The following is an 18,949-nucleotide window of genomic DNA, read 5'->3' on the forward strand; positions in this document are numbered from 1 at the left end:
GCGTCCCCGGACGCTCGGCGTCGGAGTCGCCCGCAGCGCCCGGTTTGCCGGGCGCAATTGAGCACCGGCACTCATCTCCGATTGTCCGGCCCACGTGCATGTGCCAAGGTGCAAGTTCCATCGTGCCCCGCGACGGCGCTCCGAACCGCGACCCACGACGAGAGCCTCCAAACACCACGCCCGAAGTCGAGCGACGCGAACCGCTCCAGGCCATCGAGTATGCAGTCCGATGAATCCCTGAGCCGCGCGAGCGCCGGCTTGCTCGAGCGCTTCGCCGCCCACGGCGCCGCGCTCGTCGACCGCGACGATGGCGCCCGCGTCGTCGACCACCCCGTCGCCGGCGTCGTCCATCGCTTCGCTCTCCCCCTGACCTTCACCCCCTTCGCGTCCGCCCGCCCGTGCTCGGCGCGCTGCGTGTTCTGCTCCGAGACCCTCGTCCACCGCGACGCCGCCCGCATGTCCGCCGCCCTGCGCCCCGGCCCCGGCTACTTCGCCGGCCTCGCGCGCGCGCTCGCCGAGCTGCGCGGCCTCCCGCTCGGCCTCTCGCTCTCCGGGCTCGAGGCGACCGACGACCCCGCGTGGCTGTGCGCCGCGCTCGACGTGCTGACCGCCGCGGACCTCGCCTCGCCGTTCACCGACAAGGTCCTCTACACCAACGCGGCCGGGCTCCACGCCGGGACCCACGCCGCCGAGCTGGTCCCGCGGCTTCAGGCCTTCGGACTGACGCGCGCGGAGGTCTCGCGTCACCACCACGAGGCCGCGCGCAACGACGGCATCATGCGCTTTCGTCCGGGCGAGCGGATCTCCGAGCAGGCGGTGTTCGAGGCGGCGGTGCGCGGCCTCGCGGGGCGCGTGCCGGTGCGGCTGGTGTGCGTGGTCCAGCGGACCGGCGTGTCCGACCTCGCCGGCGTGCTCGCCTACCTCGAGTGGGCCGCGCGCCTCGGCGTCGACGACGTCGTCCTGCGCGAGTTCTCGCGCCTGCACGACCTCTATCGCCCCAACGTCACCCTGCGGAACATCGAGGACGGCCGCGTGGCGATCGAGTCGCTGCTCGCCGAACTGTGGCCCGCGGACGGCCCCTGCCACCTCGACTTCGTCCCCGCTGCGGTCACCCGCGGCTATTACTACTGGAACGTCCGCTTCCGCTGGAAGGACCGCGTCGACGTCACCTTCGAGACGTCCGACTACGCGACCATGAAGTCGCGCCACGGCGAGGGCGTGGTGCACAAGCTGGTGTTCCACGCCGACGGCAACCTCTGCGGCGACTGGGACCCGGACCGCCGCGTCCTCCTCCGCACGGGGGACCCGCCGCATACGTGACCGGACCGCACGGCGACACCGTCCTTGCTGCGCAGCGGGGGTCCCGGTACCTTCGACGAACGGCACGTGGCCCCTCGGCCGTGCCCGCCACTCCCCGTTCGTACCGCCGCCATGTCCGGGCCCTCTGCATCCGTCCTCGTCTTCGAGCCGCTCGGTCCTGCCGAACTCGACGCATTCCAGGCCATGCTCACGGCGCTCGGCAGCAAGCGCACCGGCGATCGTTTTTGGGTCCGCGACGCCCTCGTCCTCGGCGACTCGCCCGGCGAGGCCAGCGAAGCCGAGGAGCGGCCGTTCTCGGCCTTCGTCGGCCGGTTCCCGGGCGAAACCTACGACTCCGAGCAGATCGACTTCATCCTCCGCGTCTTCGGCCGCCCGGCCCACGTCATCGATCTCGTCGCCTTCGCCGGCGACCCGCGCGACCATCGGATCCTCGGCGAGCTGTGTCGACGGACCACGGAGCGCCTCGGCGGCGTCGTCGACTTCCTCGGCGCCCTGCGCCTGCCCCTCGCGGAGCGAACCGCCCTCACGGAGAGGGGCCTCGTCGAGGATCCCGACGGCGGCGACTTCGGCGACGCGGCGTTCATGGGCGCCTGGCTGGCGCACCCCTCGTTTCACATGATCAAGTGAACGGGCGAGGTTCGCCCGAAACCCCAGGCCGACCCGACCGCGGCGCTGCCGCGAGTCAGCGCGCCCCGGCGTCCGGCGGCGGGCTCGCTGCGTCCAGCGCGGCGGTGCTCCGCTCCCAGTCGACGCGCCCGGCGGGTGCGCTCCAGGCGATGAATCGAGCGACGCCGGCCAGGCTCCGCACGTCGACCGGCCCGATCGTTCGACTGTCCTTCGAGACAGGTCGATTGTCCCCCAGCACGAAGACGTGGCCGTCAGGGACGCGCGCGGACACGCTGCCCGCGCGAGAGTCGGCGATGAATTCGAAGCGGGAGGCGTCGAGGGGTTGCGCGAGCAATCGTACGCCGCACGACGACGCCGCTTCGGTCTCTCCGGTCGCGGACGGAGGCAGCGCGCGGCCGTCGATGTGGAGCCCCTCCGGCGAGAGCTCCAGCGCCTCACCGGGCAGCGCGATCACCCGCTTGATCAACTTCTTCCCGCCCTCGCCCTCGAACAGCACGACGGCGCCCCGCGCAGGGACCTCGCCCCGCGCCAACTTGTCCACGAACACGACGTCCCCGTCGCGCAGGGTCGGGAGCATGCTGTCTCCGTGGACCTCGAAGGTCTCGAAGAATTCGTCCCGCAAGACCGCCCCCAGAGCCGCGAGGTCCACCGATTCCTGGGGAGACGGAAGGATCTCGAGCGTCGTGGGGGAAGCCTCCCGACATTCCTGGATGTAGCGAAACCCGAGCGAATCCTGGCGCCGGAGCGCGCCCTCACACCACGAACCGGCCCCCTCGACCACGTCCCGGGGTCCCTCGATCCGGAACAGCACTCCGGGCTCGTCGCTGTCCTCCAGCGTCAAAGTCACCCGCCGATCCGGCGGCCCCGCGGTCGCCCGCAAGTACAAACCTCGCCCTGCGGGAGCATCGAACTCGAACGCTTCGTCACCCAGCGGCGTCGCGTCGGCGCGTCGGACCCGCAGCGCGCCCGGCCGCTCGTCCGCGGCGAGCCAGCCCTTGCTGCCGGCCACTGCGAGCAGGTCGGGGATGAATGGGCACGCGCGCAGCTGTTCCAGCGGAGGCAGCCCGAGGACCCGCGCTTCCACCACGGAGGCGGGCGTGACGACGAGGCGGAGCGAACGCAAGTCGGCGGGTCGGAGGCCGCACCGCGTCAGGTCGGGCAAGCTCTCGTCGACGAGCGCCTGGAGATCCTGGCGAAACCCGGGCCCGAGGCCGCGCTCGAGATCCACGACCCCGATGATTTGCGGGGAGCCGGCGAGCTCCTCCGCAGCCGGTGTCCCGGAGGCTGCGCCGCCCTTCCAGCGGGCACACCGGGCAGGCTCCGGAGGCTTCTCTGCGGGAGCGGGCGGCGGAGCGACTCTCGGCACCGGCTCGGTCCGGGGTGAAGGCTCCCCTCCGCAGCTCAGCGCGAGGAATGAACCGAGCCCGACGATCACGGTGAGGCCGCGCCTGCACATGCGCGCGTTTTTAGGCCCCGGCACCGGCGGCTGTCAACGACTGGATGACCTCGACCTCGGCCCCCGCGCGGGCCGCCTGAGCGCAACGTTCGCAGGCCCGGCCCGCGTGATTCGGGCTTCAGCACCAATCGTTGGTGCATTGATTCGCACCCCGAATGGGGCTACCCACAGGCCGAGGCGTGAGAACAGTGTGGACCTGCTGCGCCAGTCCGGCGCTATCCGCATGGATGGGAAGGTCGAGCTGCGCATGGAAGGCGGCGGACCTGCGAGCCCCGGCGAGGGCGGCGCCGAGCCTCGTCCCCGGCGCCCTCGACGTCACGCCGTGGAACACAGCGGTGCGGGCGGCGACGCGCCCGCGGGCGAGCCACAATTCTCGCACAGGTTACATTCCCCCACAAATTTTCACGCCCTGTTCACCTCCGCGCCGCCATCCGAATCTCCTGAACTTCCTTCGCGGACTCCGAGCGCCACGACGTTGACCCGAACTATGTTGCATCGGAGCGGAAACGTCGGTAGCTTCTGCGGAATGTCGTCTCTAGACGGTCCCTCAGACCGCGCCAGCGAATCCTCCCAGGACCCATTGCGACAGCGCATTGCGGAGCTCGAGCGGCAGGTGGCCGAGCAACAGCGGACGATCGACGGCCTGCGCGAGACGAACGCCTGGAACCTCGACAATCACGACGCGCAGCAATCATTGCTCCGTCTGATCGATTGCAGCTCCGACTTCATCGGCATCGCCGACATGGAGGGCCGCGCCCTCTACGTCAACGCCGCCGGGCGGGAGATGGTCGGGCTCGCGAGCCTGGAGGAGACGAAGAAGACGCTGGTCCAGACCTACTTCGATCCCGCCGACCTCCCCTACGTCGAGCAGACCATCCTGCCCATCGTCCTGCGCACCGGCCAGTGGGCGGGCGAATTCCGGTTCCGCCACATGGTCACGGGCGCGATCGTCCCCGTGCACTACAGCCTCTTCCTCGCCAAGAACGCCAAGAACGAGCCGATCGGGCTCGCCACGATCACCCGCGACCTCCGGTCGATGAAGCGCGTCGAAGAGGAGCGCCAGCGGCTGCAGGAGGAGGTCATCCGGATCCAGGCGAACGCGCTGGCCGAGCTGTCGACCCCGCTCATTCCGATCAGCGATCGCGTGGTGGTGATGCCGCTCATCGGCCAGGTCGACGAGGCGCGGGCCAAGCAGGTGCTGGAGACCCTGCTGGACGGCATCAGCAAGCGCAGGGCCGCCATCGCCATCCTCGACGTCACCGGCGTGTCGATGGTCGACTTCGCGGTCGCCAACGGGCTCGTCCAGGCCGCGCGGGCGGTCCGCCTGCTCGGCGCGCAGGTGGTGCTCACGGGCATCCGGCCCGAGGTCGCCGGGACCCTGGTCGGCCTGGGCCTCGAGCTCGACGGGCTCGTGGTGCGCGGCACGCTGCAGAGCGGCATCGCGTTCGCCATGGAGAAGACCTGAAGCGGCAGGCGTCGGAGCGCCGAACTCGCCCCGACCGCCTGCACTGCCGACATTCTCAGGGCACGGGGACGAATCGATAGAGGGCGCTGTCGATGTCGGACGACACGTAGATGGTCCCGGAGCGGCCCACCGCGACCCCCGTGGGCACATAGCCGGGCGGCAGGCCCTCGCTCTCCGGCAGACCGATGCGCAAGCCGCTGGCCAGCACCGTCGACCGTCCGGTGGCCGGATCGACCCGCACCAGCCGCTTGCGGCCGACCTCCGCGACGATGAGTCCCCCGTCGGGATGGCGGGCGATGCCCTCGGGGGCCCGCAGGCCCTTCGCCACGGTGCGCTTCGCCCCGTCGGCCAGGCGCACTCGCGTCACTCGCCCCGAGCGCACCTCCGTGACATACACGCCCGGCTCCTGCCCCTGCAGGTCCGCCACCAGCCCCACCGGCCCCTTCAGGCCCTCGGTCAGCACAGTCATCCCCGCCGGCTCGGCGGCGTCGACACGCACGAGCCGGCCCGTGGTCGCCTCGGCGACCAGCAGCGTGCCATCGGCCAGCTCGAGCACGCCCTGCACGCCGTTGGGGTCGGGGATCGTCCGCAGGATCGCGCCGGTGGCCCGATCCAGCACCTGCAGGCTGCCGAGATAGGCGCTGCTGAGCACCACGTGCTTCGCACCCAGGCTGACGTGCATCGGGAAGATCAGCGGCGTGGACAGGACCCGGGTCGTCTGCGCGATCTTGCCGTCGCGCCCGCCCACTCGCCGCAGCGCGTACACGTCCGCCACGTACAATTGCTCGTCCGCGTCGTCCGGCGCGACTGCGAGGCCCGACGGCACAGTCAGACGCGCGGCGACGACGGAGCGGACCGAGCCATCGCCGGGGTTCACCACGCGAATGTCATTATCCACCATGTTCGAGACATAGACCCGGTCGTCGGGCCCGACCGCCAGGTTGTCGAGCCCGGTGGGCAGCTGCGCGATCACCTTCTTCTCGCCGGTGGCGACGCGGACGCGCACCAGCTCGCCGCGCACCGCGTCGACGACGAACAGGTGCTCCCGGCTCGAGTCGAAGTTGACCGCGGTCGGCATCATGAAGCCCCCCGCCACGACCTCGATCTTCCCCGTGTCCACGTCCACCCGGACGATCTGCCCCTTGAGCAACAGCGGGCCGTACAGGCGGTCGTCCGGGCCGAACTCGAAGCCGTTGAGGAAGCCGGGCGCGGCCAGGATCTGCTTCGGCTTCTTCTTGCCGCTCGGGTCGACCTCCCACAGCGCGTCGGCCCGGCCGAGCTGCGTGACGTAGAGCCTGCCGTCGCCGCGGAACGCCAGCGAGTTGAGGCCCGGCAGATCCCTGGCGATGACGCGCGTCTTGCCTTGCGGGGTGCGCCGCATCAGCTGGCCCGAGAAGAACCCCGTCCAGTAGAGCGAGCCGTCTGGCCCGAGAGTCAGGTCGTCCGCGCCCCCGAGGGGCGGCCCCACCAATGTCGACACCGCGCCGGTGCTCGGGTCGATGGAATGGACCGACTGGCCCAGCAGGTTGCCGGCCAGCAGGTGTCCGCGGTCATCGACGACCAGGCCGTGGACGCCCTGGAAGGGAGAGCCGGCCACCACCACTTCCTGGCGGTACACGGGCGCGGGCGCTGCCGTCGCCTGGCGGCTCCCCAGCAAGGCGCAGGCGATCAAGGATGTGTAGAGCAATCGACGCATGAGGTCCTCCTGGTGGGGGCGAATGAATCATGAGTTGGGGGCGGCCGCTCCGCGCGTGAGCTCCAGACCCGCGAGATCGCCGCGCTCGCGCCAATCGTGCAGGATCTGCAGGAACCCCAGCGTGCCGGCCGCGTAGCCGGCGCTGCGGATCTCCCGCGGCCCGAAGCTGGCGCCCTCGTTGTTGTAGTAGCCGGGCGTGCATTCGGGCCCGCCGAAGCCGACCCCTTTCGCGAGGGTGCCGAAGATCACCTCCCACCAATCCTGCTGCGCCTGCTCCGTCGGCTCGATCGCCTCGACGCCGCGCCTTTTGCACTGATCGAGGATGTACGCGGCGTGCTTCGCCTGCTCGTCGAGGATGTGGACGAAGTTGATCGCCCAGCCGCTCTGGGTGGTGCTGAACATCAGCAGGTTGGGGTAGCCGCGGCTGTGCATGCCGTGGAGCGTCGAGGCGCCTTCGGCCCAGCTGTCGCGCAGCGACTCGCCGCCCCGCCCGCGAATGTCGAAGCCGAGCCGGCGGGTATACTCGCTCGAGACCTCGAAGCCCGAGGCGTAGATCAGGCAGTCGACCGCGTATTCCTTGCCCTTGACGACCACGCCGGTGGGCGTGATCCGCTCCACGCCCTTGCCCTCGGTGTCGACGAGCTGGACGTTGGGGCGGTTGAACGTGTCCAGGTATTCGTCGTGGAAGCAGGGCCGCTTGCACAGCTGATAGTAGTACGGCTTGAGCGCCTCGGCCGTCGCGGGATCCTTGACGAGGGTATCCACCCGCGCGCGGATCTCCTCCATCTTGCGGAAGTCGGTCAACATTCGCAGCTGCGCCGCCTCCTCGGGCGTCGTCGCGCCGGAGCTGGCGTCGCCTTCGAAGATGTAGGTCCAGCCGTCGCGCACCAGGTCGACCTCCTGCGGGCGACCCGACACGATCGCGGAGAAGTTGACGATGCGCTCGCGCTGCCAGCCGGGCCGGAGCGTCTTCACCCACGCATCGTCGGTCGCCTGATTGTTGCGCACGCCGATGCTCGAAGGCGTGCGCTGGAAGACGTACAGCTGCGCGGCCGCGGCGCCCAAATGAGGGATCGCCTGGACCGCGGTCGCGCCGGTGCCGATGATGCCCACGCGCTTGTCGGCGAGCCTGTCCAGGCCGCCCCCGGGCCCGCCGCCGGTATAGTCATAGTCCCACCGGCTGGTGTGGAAGCTGTGGCCCTGGAAGGTCTCGATCCCGGGGATGCCGGGCAGCTTCGCCTTGTGCAGCACGCCGCCGGCGATGATCACGAACCGCGCCGCCAGCCGGTCGCCCCGGTCGGTCGTGACGATCCATCGCCGCGCGTCGTCGTCCCAATCCATGCCCGCGACCGAGGTCTGGAACAGCGCCGCCCGGTACAGATCGAACTGGCGGCCGATCCGCTGGCAATGGGCGAAGATCTCGGTGGCCTTGGCGTACTTCTCCGTCGGGATGTAGCCGGTCTCCTCGAGCAGCGGCATGTAGATGTAGGACTCCACGTCGCACGCCGCGCCGGGATAGCGGTTCCAGTACCAGGTGCCGCCGAAGTCGCCGCCCTTCTCGACGATGCGGAGCGACTCGAACCCCGCCTGTCGCAGCCGGGTCGCCGCCAACATGCCGCCGAAGCCGCCGCCCACGATCACCACCTCGACCGTCTCGCTCACCGCCGGGCGGGTGAAGCCGGGCTCGACGTGAGGATCCCTGTCGAAGTCCGCGTACACGCCGCTGAAGTCGGCGTACTGGGCGCTCCCGTCGGGACGCAGCCGCTTCTCGCGCTCGAGCCGATACTTGTCCCTCAGCGCCTCTGCAGAGAACGAGGCCTCACCCTTCTTCGTCACATCCATCTTTGCACATCCTTTCGCATCGAACGGCGCCCGCAAAATCGTCGCGGATCCACGAGCGCGAGGTTGATTCCTTCGTCAGTTGATTTCGCACACGGGCACGGATTCGTCGGTCTCCGCCCCAGCGAGGTCACCACCGGGCGGTGACGGGGGCCAGCCACAATCCGACGAGCGCGTCGACCAGTCCGGTCGCGGTGGACTCCCACGTCGAATGCGGCGAGGCCGTGCCCTCTTGCAGCGCCCGCTCCCGCTCCGCGCATATGTGCACGAGCATCAGCCGCCCCATGTCGTCGCGCTCGCGCCGGACCTCCTCGGGGAGCAGCGGGACCAGCCGGAACATGGCTTCATGGCACCGCTGAAACGACCGCGAGGCGAACGCCTCGCCGACGACCAGCCTGCGAAACGTGGGATGGGTCGTCGCCTGCGCGATGAACCGCGCGTACCAGGACGGGACCCCCAGCGACGCGAGGTGCTCGACGGCCGGCCGCACGAGGCACGACACCCAATCGCGCAGGCCCGGCGAGTCGGGCAGCTGTGCCACCATTTCGCCGCACCGGCGCTCGATCGACGCCGCGTGCGGCCGCACGATCGCCACCACGAGGTCCTCCTTGGAGCCGACGTGGTAGCCCACCGCGAAGTTGTTCGACTGCCCGGCGGCCTCGCTCACCTGACGGTTCGAGACGCCCTCCACCCCGTACTCGGCGAACAGCCGCTCCGCGGTGGCGAGGAGCAGCTCGCGCGTCTGACTCCCCCGGTCGGATCTGGCCAGCTTCACTCCAGGACCTGCTTGCTGTCGTTCGCGCGCATACGACCGTTTGGGGGCCTGCCCTCGCCCGCGCAGAGACTAAGTCATACGCCTTAAAAGTCAACTGACTTAGATCGCGCCTGCCTGGGGCTCGCGTCCCCCAGAATGCGGCCAAGACTCGTACGCAGTCCCGAGTTTTCGTCAAAATCGACGCCGCGCCTGCCCGTGCGCGCTCGCGCAAGCCCATCGGGCGTCCGACTCGTCGGCGTCGACGAATCCGACCCGGCCGTCAGCGCTCGTGCTTGCGAAACGGATTCTTCAGGCTCTGCTCACGCAGATCGATCGCCTCCTGGACTTCGGCGCGCCCCAAGTCCTGCGGGCGCAGCAGGGAAGGATCGCGTTCCAGCCCGGCGAGCCGGTGCTTCAGTGCGTCGTCGAGCTCGAGGCGTCTCGCCTGCTTCAGGATCGCCGCCCAGTCGGCGTCGGTGCGGGCGGGCAGCGTCTGCTCGAGCAACTCGACCACGCGTACCGTGTCGTCCTTGATCTTGGCGCGCAGCTTCGGACTCAGCGCTGAATCGCTGCGAAGATCGGCGTAGCACTCGATCGCGTCGCGCATGGCGATCGCCCACGGCTGCCCGGCGACCCCTTGCGCGCGGGTCAATGACTGCTCGCATGTGACATAGCGGGCTTCGTCGCGGACCACCTTGTCGGCGACCGTGTCGGCCTTGTGCTCGAGCTCGGCCGCGGTGGTCAGCACGGAGCTGGCCTGGTTGGCCTGCTGGACGACCCACGGCCCGAACTTCGAGTCTCCGCACTCTTCGCCCGCCAATTTTGCCAGCTCCAGTAGCCCTCGCGCCGCTTGGACCTGGGCGGCCCCGAGCACCCGGGCCATATCGCTGCGGAACGACGCGACTCGTGCCTTCTCCAGCGCCCGCAGCTTGGCGTCGACGGCTCGCCGCTCGGAATAGTCGGCTTGCTGGCCCGCCCGCTCCGCTTGAGCTTTTTGCAGCACCATCTGCTCGAGCGCGACACCGACGAGACGCCGCTGGGAAACTGCGAAGTAGGTCGACCACCCCAGCATCGCAGCGAGCACCGACAGCCCAGCGAAGGCGCCGATGATGCGGCGACGCCGCGTCCGGGCCGCGCGCCTCTCTCGCTCCACATCGTCGCGGAGGGCCTCCTGGAACGCCTCGTCGAGCGCGCGCTCGTCCTCGGACGGCGCCGCCTCGAGGAACACTTCGCGCACCTTTCCACGGGGCAGCGCGTCGACGTGGCGCCCGCCGAGGCTGTCCCACTGGACAGCCGCCTCGTGGAGCTCGGCGGTCCGCCGCTTGGCCTCCTCCTCGGCGAGCAACCACGTGTGCAGGGTGCTCCAGCGGGTCAAGAGCGCCTCATGGATGAGATCGACGCGTGGCTCATCGTCCCCGGATGAGGTGACGATGATCCTCATCGACGCGTGGCCCGATCCGCTCACATGTCCTGAAAGACCGGCAAGGAGATCCTCCGCCTTCTCCCCCCCGAGCACCTCGAGCGCGCGGCCGCGGCGGATCGTCCTTCGGGTCCATCGCCGCTGGCGGTCGACCGCGGTGAGCGCCAGGAGCAACTTCTGGATCCGCTCGGGCGCCGTCGAATCCACCTGCTGTAGCCCCCTGAGCAGTTCCTCCGCCGACCGCGCGAGGGCGCCCGTGAGCCCACCGAGCCGCGCGCAAGCGCTGTGAGTGAGCGTGTCGCCGCCGACGCAGGCGCGCCAGAGCTCGCGTAGGACATGTGCCAGCAGCGGCAAGCAGCCCTCGGACGAACTGTGCAGCAGTTCGTCCGCCTCCAGGCGGAGCGACTCGGCGAGCCCCGCCTCGAATTCGACGCCGTGCATCCGAGCGGGCCCTCTGATCACCTCGTCGAGGCATTCGCGGCGGATCGGCGGCACCACGAATCGCCGCACCCATGAGCGATTGATGCATCCGCCGAGCTCGGAGATGCCGTCGAAGAGCGAGCCGACCTGATCGGCGCGGATCGTGGTCAACAGGTGAAAGCGCGGCTCCTCATCGGCGAGAGCGCCGGCGACCGCGGCGTCGAAGCTGCGCGTCTGCTCCTCCTCGCCGAAGGTCTGCGCTTCCTCGAGCTGGTCGACAAGGAGGAGGAAGCGCGCTCCTTTCGGCGTGTGTTGGCGGACCAGGCTGCGCAGCCCGGATCCGTCCTGCACGAGCTGGTGGCGCACCTCCGCGAGATCGGGCTTCGGCCCGGCGATCGCGTCGCGCACGGCCCGCGCGAGGTTGTCGAGTGGGTGCCGCCCGGGCCGCATGCACGCGACCATCCAGCTCTGCTGCTCCGCGCGCAACCTCGGCAGCAGCCCCGCTGCCACCAGCGACGACTTGCCGACGCCGCTGTCGCCCTCGACCGACAACCACCGCGCAGCGGGGATAAGCTCGTCGAGCTCGTCGAGCTCGTCGTCACGCCCGAGGAAGATCCCAGCGTCGGACTCGACGTACGCCGCGAGGCCCGGATAAGGACAATTGTCGGCGCGGACGCGAGCTTGTCCGTCGGCCGTCCTCGGCGCGCCTTCGATTCGGACGAGGAACCTTCGCAGCTTGACCGCCCGCCCGCGCACTGCCTCCGGGCCAGCCAGCGCTCGCAAGAATGGGGCGACCGCATCGTGTCTACAGAGGGCCTGGACGACCTTGTATCGATAATCCTCGTATGTGACCGCCCCGATCGAGGGTACGCTGTCGGCGAGGCTCCGATCGTACTTTTCGAGGTGTAATCGTAGCTGCTCCCCGGTGAACGATTCCGCGAATATGGCGTCGAGCTCGAGCATCTGCGGTTCCGATAACATGGGACTCCTCAGCGACCGGATGGATAGTGATGCCCTCGCCGAGATACTGCGGCCCGCTCGTCCGGCACAGAGCCGGCGTCGGCGAAATGAGGACCATCGAAGGCATGCAGTGTCACGGTAGTCGAACCGACGCGCGCTGTACAGGTCCCCGTCCCACACACGCAGGCACGCCCCGCCCCGCCGGATATGCCCGGTCGTCCAGTGCCCGAGCCTGAAGTCGAAGCCTCACGCGGACCGTCTCCACCCCGTAACGTCGTCTCCCGGTCGTCGAGCATCATCTCGCGGTATCTGCCCGAGTTGCGGGTCGTCGCCGGTCGTGAAGCGCGGCTGTCTCGCAGTCGACGATGCCTTCTCGAGCAGCTCGCTGGCTCGAGCAGCTCAAGGCGCCGAGCCGCTTCAAGTACGCCGACGGCGGGCCGGGCGCATCGAAAGAGCGCGTCCCTGATGGCGACGCGGGCCATCAGCGGCGCGCGCGTCGTCATCGATCACCGCCATGTCCGACGGCTCGAGCCTGGGACGTCTCCCCACCTGTAACGCGGTGCACGTCGGGGTCGGGGCGTCCCGCCGCTCGAGCCGCCCGCCACCGGGTCCAGGCTCTGCCTGGTCCCGAGGACAGGTCACCGGCGCCCGCAGGCGCCTACTGCAGGTTCTTGAACTGCGCGCCGGAGAACCACGCCTCGATCGCGCTCGACTCGGCGTCGAAGACGTCCGGCAGGCCCTCGGCGCTGACGACGAACACGTGGTTGCCGGCGGTGTGGACGAGCTCGCGCTTGCGGATCTCGCCCATGCTCGCATGGACGGCGGAGATCCGCAGATCGTGCCCCGGCTTGCCGGCGCGGGTGGTCGGCTTCGACTCGAGGATCTCGAATTTCTCGAACAGCTTCTGGTACGTCGACGGGAACACGTCCGTCGCCAGCTGCTCGGCGCTGCGGACCTGGTCGGGCGGGACCGCGTAGTCCTTGGCCAGCAGGAAGAAGAAGCGCGCCCTGTCGGTTTGCCGGCACTTGATGAGCGTCGCCTCCTGACCGGGATCGGTCGCGGTCTGCTCGACGCACTCCCAGCCGTCGCCGGGCGGGCGCGGGGCCGCGACCAGGCCGTCCTTGCTGGTGAACAGCGCCGGCTCGGCCGCGGCAGCCGGTCCGGGCGCGGCGGCGGGCGCCGACTTGGATGTCTCTGCGGGCATGTTGGAAGGACCAGGTTGTCCGCCGTCGCACGCGGCGGCCAGGACGAGGAGGAAGATGTGCGCGCGGAGAGGATTCATGGAGAGATCATACTGGACCGCGCGGTCGCGGCGGAACGGCCTGGCGCGAGTACGTCGGCGCACGTCCCCGCGAGTCACGCAACCGAGATCATGCGTCTCGGGCGCGATCGAACCCCGGCGTGGCGGTCTGCCCTGGCCCAGCACGCACATCCTCCGCAAGACCTGGGACACCCGGATCGCCGATGGCGGCAAATGCGTGGCGGCGCTCGCGCGACTCTGCGGCATCACCTGTCCGAAAGAGCTTGTCACCGCTGCGCCAGCCCGTGCTCGCTGCGAATGGCGTCATTCGTCGGCGCGCTCCACTCGTGGTTGCCCTCGCCGGGGCTGACGAAGAACACCTGCAGGTCTTCGAGGACCTCCGCCGAATGCGCCGCGCCGCGGGGGAGCAGCAGCGCCTGCGCCGGTCCGACCTCGACGACCTCGGTCGCGCCGTCGACGGGCTCGATCGTGAAGCGCGCCCGCCCCTTGAAGATCACCAGCAGCTCGTCGCCGCCGTCGTGGCGCTCCCAGGCGCCGTCGGTGCTGCCGCGGGTCCGCGCCACCACTCCCACCCGGCACGGGCCGGCGACGAACGCCGCGAGGAACAGCGCGGCGCCCGGAGCCGTGGGTGCGGCGCCGAAGGCCGCGGGCAGATCGAGGACCTTCACGCTGCACCTCCCGGCGCGTCCCACAGGCCCAGGGGAGCGACCACTGCGCGCAGGAACTCCGCCTCGGACAGCCGGCGCCGGGCCTCGAGCAGCGCCGCGACCTTCGGGCCGAGGCCGTAGCGCAGCCGCGGCGCCTCGCTCTGGAGCGCCTCGAGCACGCACCGGGCCAGCAGCGACGGGTCCTCGCCACCCGCGCTCGTGATGTGCACGAGCCGCCTCAGCATGCGGTCGCGAGGCCCCGCGTAGTCCGCTTCGCTCCGGCCGGCGTGCGCGAAGGCGATGCCCGTGCGCATCCCGTCGAGCTCGATCAGCGACACGTGCACGCCGTGCGGCCGGACCTCGTGGGCCAGCGACTCCGACAGCGCCTCGAGGGCGTGCTTGCTGGCCGCGTAGGCGCCGAGGAACGGCGGCGGCACCACCCCGGCGAGCGAGCTGATGTTGACGATCCGGCCGGCGCCGCGGCGCCGCATCTCCGGCAGCACCGCGTGCATCATCCGCAGCGCGCCGAAGCAATTCGTCTCCATCTGCGCCTGCGCCTCGGCGATCGACGTCTCCTCGACGGCGCCGACGAGCGCCTGGCCGGCGTTGTTGATCAGCGCGTCGATCCGCCCCGCGGCGCCGACCACCTCGGCGACGCAGGCCGCCACCGACGCGTCCGAGCGGACGTCGAGCGCGAGCACGGGATACGGCGCGGAGGCGACGCCGGACGGGGTCCGACTGGTCCCGAACACGCGGTAGCCGTGCGCCGCCAGCAGCGACGCCGTCGCGCGCCCGAGTCCGGAGGAGGCGCCGGTCACCAGCGCGACAGGAGGATCCAGGAGCTTGTCGTTCATGCCCCCAGTATGCGAATGTTTATTCGCGTTCGCCATTCGCGTTCGCGAAAGGACCGGCCGTGAGGACCAAGATCGAGACGAGGCCGCGCAAGACGCCGCGACAGGAGCGCTCGCGGGCGATGGTGGAGGCGATCCTCGAGGCGACCATTCGCGTTCTGCTCGCCCGCGGCTACGACCGCACCACCACCATCGCCGTCGCCGAGCGGGCCGGCGTCAGCGTCGGGTCGCTCTATCAATACTTCCCGAACAAGGAGGCGCTGGTCGCCGCGCTCGTCGAGCGCCACGCCGCCGACATCATCGCCTGCACCGAGCGCGCCCTCGCGGCGGCCGATCCCGACGACCCCGTGTCGGCCGTGCGCGCCCTCGTGCGCGCCGGCCTCGACGCCCACCGGATCGCGCCCGCGCTGCACAAGATCCTGGTCGAGCAGGTCCCGCGCGTCGGCCGGATCGCCAAGGCGATGGCGACCAGCCACAAGCTCACCGAGATGCTCGAGCGCTTCCTGCAGCGCCACCGCAGCCGCCTCGCGGTGCCCGACGTGAAGCTGGCGGCGTTCGTGGTGGAGACCGTCGTCGAGGCGCTCACCCACCGCGCCGTGATCGAGCAGCCCGACCTCATCGGCACGTCCCGGCTCGAGGCCGAGGCGACGACCCTGGTGCTCGGTTATCTGTTCCCGCCGACGCCCGCCGAGCGGCGCCCGCCGCGAAGCCGGGCTGCGCGGTGAGCAGTCACCCGCGCTCCTACGAATGTCGCGCTCGCCCGCTCCCGCTCACTTCATCGAATCGGCCGTCACCTCGATCGTCGCTCCGCGGCCGAGCCCGATCTTGACCGTCGTGCCCGCGGGCACCGCCGACAGCTCGTGGAACAGGTAGCCGTTGAGGCCGGTCACGTCCTGGCCGTCGACGCTGACGATCTCGTCGCCGATCTGCAGCCCCGCGCGCATCGCAGGCCCGCCGGGGCGGACCGCGGCCACGATCAGCTTCGCCTCGCTCGGCTCGGTCTCGGGAGCGGGGGGTCGTACGCGCAATCCGAGGTCGCCGGGGCCCTCGTTCTCGGAGACGCGCTTCTTGGCGATCCGCAACGGCGGCAATTCGACCGACGTCGCGCCGGTGCTCGGCACCTCCAGCACGATGTTCGACCAGCCGTAACCATTGTCGACCCAGTCCTTCGGCAGCACGATCGCCTCGGCCGGACCGGCCGCCACCTTCTCGACCTCGAAGCGGCCCTCCGCGTCGGACGTCTGGTTGCGCGGCGTATTGTCGTGCATCGTGAACATGTGCACCTGGCCGCGCGCCCGGATCCGGACCTCCATTCCGGGCACCGGCTGGCTCGACAGCGCGTCGATCAATCGCCCGCGCACCGTCAGCAACGGCAGCAGCTCGACCCGCACCTCGGCGCGCCCGCCCTCGGCCACGCTCGTCTTGGCCGAGCTCGCGCCCTCGGCCGACTCGACGGTCACGCTGTAGTTGCCGCGCGGCACCTCCGGGAAGCGGAATGCACCACCTGTCCGAAAGAACTTGTCACCGCTGCGCCAGCCCGTGCTCGCGTCGTACAGCGTCACCTCGAATTCTTCCGGCGCCCCGCCGCCCTGGATCCGCACAGTCCCGGAGATCGAGCCGGCGTCGGCGATCTTGATCTCCACCTCGCTGCCGGTCGCCACGTGCTCGACCGAGCCCTCGCCGCCGCCGCGACGCTGGGCCACCAACGTGTACTTGCCGTCGCCCAGCCGGCTCAGCTCGAAGCGCCCGTCCTGGTCGGTCAGCTTGCGGGTCTCCGCCCCGCCGAACGTCCAGCGCGAGTCCCGGAGCGCGTCGCCGGCCCCCGCCGCCGCGCTGTCGCTCTCGCGCGTCGCCTCGACGAACGCGTCCGACAGCGGCCCGCCGGCGGAGTCGACCACGCGCCCGACGATCCGCCCGTGCTGCGACTCCACCACCAATTTCACCTCCGCCACCTCGCCGGTGGCGACCGTCACCGACGTCCCCTGCACGTCGTCGTCGGTGGTCCCGGGCGCCTGCAGCGGCAGCCACGCGCTGATCGCCTGCACCCGGTACGAGCCCGCCGGCACGTGCGGCAGGCGGAAGCTGCCGTCGTCGACGGTGCGCGCGCTCGGCAGCTCCTGCTGGCCGCCGCGGAGCAACACCTCGACGCCCTTCACCGGCAGGCCCTCGCTGTCCTTGACCGTCCCGCGCAGCTCGCCGGTCGCCGGCAGCGTCACCAGGATGTCCTCGAGGTCCTGTCCCGGGGGCAAGTCGACCTCCAGCGGCGGCTCCGACCGCGGGTGCTCGTTCGACGACGCGCTCACGCGGTAATGCCCCGGCAGCAGCCCGAGCAGCTCGAAGCGCCCGTCCTCGCCGGTGCGTGACGACCACGCGCGCGTCGTCTGGGCCCGCGGCGCCGAAGGATCGGGCTGCGGCTCGGCGCCGACGTGGAGCCCGCGCGCGGCTGTCCCTCCGGACAGCACCACCCGCCCGCGGATCGCCTGCCCCGGCTGGACCTCCCAGCGCAGCCCGCGGATCGCCGCGTCGACCACCGTCACCGGCTCGTACGACGGCTGCGCCACGTACGTGTCGCACTCGACCTGCGGCTCGTACGTCCCCGGCAGGACCCCGCGGAGCCGCACCAGGCCGTCGGCCTCGATTTGAGCCCCGCGCGCCCCCACCTTCGGGTCGCGCAGGCGGACCCAGCCGTGCTCGCACGAGTCGCCGCCCGCGATCGTGACTGTCCCTTCGACCAGGTACGCCGGGTGCGCCTGGATCACGATCGGCTCCGACGTCTCGCCGAGCCCGAGCACCGCGCTCTCGGCCGCCCGCCCGTAGGCCTCGTCGTGGAACGCCTCGAGCTTGTAGGCCCCCGGCTTCAGGCCCTCGACGCGGAAGTGGCCGCTCGCGTCGGAGACCGCATACGCGAACGTGTCGAGGTGCTTCTCCGCGTAGACGCCCGCGCCCGCGACCGGCGAGCCGTCCTCCGCCCGCACCACGCGACCGACCAGCACCGACTCCGGTGTCAAGGCCAGCTCGAAGGTCGTCCCCGGCGCCACGCCCATCATCCAGCCCTTCGCGTAGCCGTCGGCCTCCGCCTCGATGTACGTCTCGCCCGGCGCCACCCACAGCGTGAACGTCCCGTCGGCGGCCGAGCGCGCGTACGCCAGCCCCGACGACACCAGCGCCCCCTCGAGCTCCCCGCCGCTGAGGTCGCGCACGATCCCCTTGAGCTCGGCCCCGCCGGCCTGCAGCACCACGTCGATCCCCGCAGTCTCCTGCCCCGCGCGCAGCGTCACCAGCGTGCGCGCGCGCCGGCCCGGGCCCGATCGATACTGATCCGGCACGTGCCCGGGCGCGCTCGCGTGGACGAATTGCGGCACCGGCAAGAGCCCCTCGATGCGATAGCTGCCGTCGCCCGCGCTGGTCGTGCAGGCGCGGGCCGCCTGCTCCTTGCTGCTCAATCCCGGCGCCGAGCTGCCCGCGCACACCGTCGCCCCGCCGAGCGCTCGACCGTCGGCTTCACGCACGTGCCCGGAGATCGCCGCGCGCTCGGCGAGCCGCGGATCGAGGCGCGGCAGCTTCGCCCCGTCGACGATCGGGCCGATGTCGATCGCCGCCCCGCCGCTCGCCGCCTGCCCTCCCTCCGGCCCTGTCGCCTCCTCGCCGCTCCGCCTCGCCGACCACCACCACAGCAACAGCGCGATCGCTGCGATCGCCGCCGCGGTCATGAACCTCCGTGTCGCTTGGGTCATGTCTGAAAGATCCTGTCGTTGCCGGCTTGCACATTTGTCCAGATACGGCCAGCCGCCCGCACCGTCACCGTAACACGAAACCCCGCCGAATCCTCCCGTCAGGCGACCGCCCGAGCAGCCTGCGCGCACATCCCGCCGGCTTCCAGGAGGTCCAGGAGGCGCTTCTACGCGGCTTTCGACCGCTGCGCGCCTGCGCGCGTGCGCCCGTGAAAGGATTCACACATGTCGGAAACATCGCTCCGACACCCATGATTGCCGCCGATCAGGCTCTGCGCCGACACCCGTGATTGCCGCGAGCCGACGCCCGTGGTCGTCGACTCCACGCCTCATTCGCGTCGGGCACGACCCGACTCCCGTGATCGTCGATCGCACGCCTTCACCCACCATCCATTCGCGCGGGCACGACGCCGCGCTCGTGATCGAAGACCGCTCCACGCACTCACCATTCGCGCTGGCACGATCCGCCCCGACACCCATGATACGGCGACCACCGGCGATT

13 protein-coding genes are annotated in these 18,949 nt (G+C 70.7%); 4 read left to right on the forward strand and 9 right to left on the reverse strand.

Annotated features, from left to right (window positions below):
- The first annotated feature begins 219 nt into the window (after positions 1-219).
- Complete coding sequence (locus O0S08_RS33820; RefSeq protein ID WP_269033557.1) at positions 220-1,320, forward strand: hypothetical protein; 1,101 nt, start codon at positions 220-222, stop codon at positions 1,318-1,320.
- 111 nt (positions 1,321-1,431) lie between these two features.
- Positions 1,432-1,947 (forward strand): DUF6368 family protein, encoded by a 516-nt coding sequence (locus tag O0S08_RS33825; RefSeq protein ID WP_269033558.1) that lies wholly within the window; start codon positions 1,432-1,434, stop codon positions 1,945-1,947.
- 55 nt (positions 1,948-2,002) lie between these two features.
- On the opposite strand, the gene lepB is transcribed toward O0S08_RS33825, so the two are convergent.
- Positions 2,003-3,175: a signal peptidase I gene (gene lepB / locus O0S08_RS33830; protein WP_269033559.1), complete on the reverse strand. Its 1,173-nt coding sequence runs from the start codon at positions 3,173-3,175 to the stop codon at positions 2,003-2,005.
- A gap of 808 nt (positions 3,176-3,983) precedes the next feature.
- On the opposite strand from lepB, the gene O0S08_RS33835 reads away from it, so the two are divergent.
- Entirely contained in the window at positions 3,984-4,868 is an 885-nt protein-coding gene (locus tag O0S08_RS33835) for an STAS domain-containing protein (RefSeq protein WP_269033560.1), read from the forward strand.
- Positions 4,869-4,923: 55 nt separating this feature from the next.
- Here O0S08_RS33835 and O0S08_RS33840 read toward each other — a convergent pair whose 3' ends face one another.
- From O0S08_RS33840 to O0S08_RS33870, 7 genes are all read right to left on the reverse strand, one after another.
- Complete coding sequence (locus tag O0S08_RS33840; protein ID WP_269033561.1) at positions 4,924-6,564, reverse strand: SMP-30/gluconolactonase/LRE family protein; 1,641 nt, start codon at positions 6,562-6,564, stop codon at positions 4,924-4,926.
- 27 nt (positions 6,565-6,591) lie between these two features.
- Positions 6,592-8,406 carry a flavin-containing monooxygenase gene (locus tag O0S08_RS33845; protein ID WP_269033562.1) on the reverse strand — a complete coding sequence of 605 codons (1,815 nt, stop codon included), beginning with the start codon at positions 8,404-8,406 and terminating at the stop codon, positions 6,592-6,594.
- A gap of 127 nt (positions 8,407-8,533) precedes the next feature.
- On the reverse strand, positions 8,534-9,178 hold the full coding sequence (locus tag O0S08_RS33850; protein ID WP_269033563.1) for a TetR/AcrR family transcriptional regulator: 645 nt from the start codon (positions 9,176-9,178) through the stop codon (positions 8,534-8,536).
- Between the two features lie 259 nt (positions 9,179-9,437).
- Positions 9,438-11,960, reverse strand: a complete 2,523-nt coding sequence (locus O0S08_RS33855) for an nSTAND1 domain-containing NTPase (RefSeq protein ID WP_269033564.1) — start codon at positions 11,958-11,960, stop codon at positions 9,438-9,440.
- A 655-nt stretch (positions 11,961-12,615) separates the two neighbouring features.
- Positions 12,616-13,239 carry a hypothetical protein gene (locus tag O0S08_RS33860; RefSeq protein WP_269033565.1) on the reverse strand — a complete coding sequence of 208 codons (624 nt, stop codon included), beginning with the start codon at positions 13,237-13,239 and terminating at the stop codon, positions 12,616-12,618.
- Positions 13,240-13,484: 245 nt separating this feature from the next.
- The gene (locus O0S08_RS33865; protein WP_269033566.1) at positions 13,485-13,886 is read right to left on the reverse strand and encodes a cupin domain-containing protein; all 402 of its coding nucleotides are present in this window, start codon (positions 13,884-13,886) and stop codon (positions 13,485-13,487) included.
- Positions 13,883-14,719, reverse strand: a complete 837-nt coding sequence (locus O0S08_RS33870) for an SDR family NAD(P)-dependent oxidoreductase (RefSeq protein ID WP_269033567.1) — start codon at positions 14,717-14,719, stop codon at positions 13,883-13,885. The genes O0S08_RS33865 and O0S08_RS33870 overlap by 4 nt, the downstream gene beginning before the upstream one ends.
- Positions 14,720-14,778: 59 nt before the next feature.
- Between O0S08_RS33870 and O0S08_RS33875 the strand changes: the two genes are divergently transcribed.
- Positions 14,779-15,441: a TetR/AcrR family transcriptional regulator gene (locus O0S08_RS33875; RefSeq protein WP_269033568.1), complete on the forward strand. Its 663-nt coding sequence runs from the start codon at positions 14,779-14,781 to the stop codon at positions 15,439-15,441.
- A 45-nt stretch (positions 15,442-15,486) separates the two neighbouring features.
- On the opposite strand, the gene O0S08_RS33880 is transcribed toward O0S08_RS33875, so the two are convergent.
- Positions 15,487-18,450, reverse strand: coding sequence for a carboxypeptidase regulatory-like domain-containing protein (locus tag O0S08_RS33880; protein WP_269033569.1), 2,964 nt, complete (start codon positions 18,448-18,450; stop codon positions 15,487-15,489).
- Between the last annotated feature and the right edge of the window lie 499 nt (positions 18,451-18,949).

Source organism: Nannocystis punicea, assembly GCF_026965555.1.
Classification (GTDB): Bacteria; Myxococcota_A; Polyangia; order Nannocystales; family Nannocystaceae; genus Nannocystis; species Nannocystis punicea.

What these genes read in the sequence shown, in the direction of transcription:
- O0S08_RS33860 (WP_269033565.1), bottom strand. Translation starts at nt 13,239, where the DNA reads ATGAATCCTCTCCGCGCGCACATCTTCCTCCTCGTCCTGGCCGCCGCG.
- O0S08_RS33880 (WP_269033569.1), bottom strand. Translation starts at nt 18,450, where the DNA reads ATGACCCAAGCGACACGGAGGTTCATGACCGCGGCGGCGATCGCAGCG.
- O0S08_RS33840 (WP_269033561.1), bottom strand. Translation starts at nt 6,564, where the DNA reads ATGCGTCGATTGCTCTACACATCCTTGATCGCCTGCGCCTTGCTGGGG.
- O0S08_RS33870 (WP_269033567.1), bottom strand. Translation starts at nt 14,719, where the DNA reads ATGAACGACAAGCTCCTGGATCCTCCTGTCGCGCTGGTGACCGGCGCC.
- O0S08_RS33855 (WP_269033564.1), bottom strand. Translation starts at nt 11,960, where the DNA reads ATGCTCGAGCTCGACGCCATATTCGCGGAATCGTTCACCGGGGAGCAG.
- O0S08_RS33820 (WP_269033557.1), top strand. Translation starts at nt 220, where the DNA reads ATGCAGTCCGATGAATCCCTGAGCCGCGCGAGCGCCGGCTTGCTCGAG.
- O0S08_RS33845 (WP_269033562.1), bottom strand. Translation starts at nt 8,406, where the DNA reads ATGGATGTGACGAAGAAGGGTGAGGCCTCGTTCTCTGCAGAGGCGCTG.
- O0S08_RS33825 (WP_269033558.1), top strand. Translation starts at nt 1,432, where the DNA reads ATGTCCGGGCCCTCTGCATCCGTCCTCGTCTTCGAGCCGCTCGGTCCT.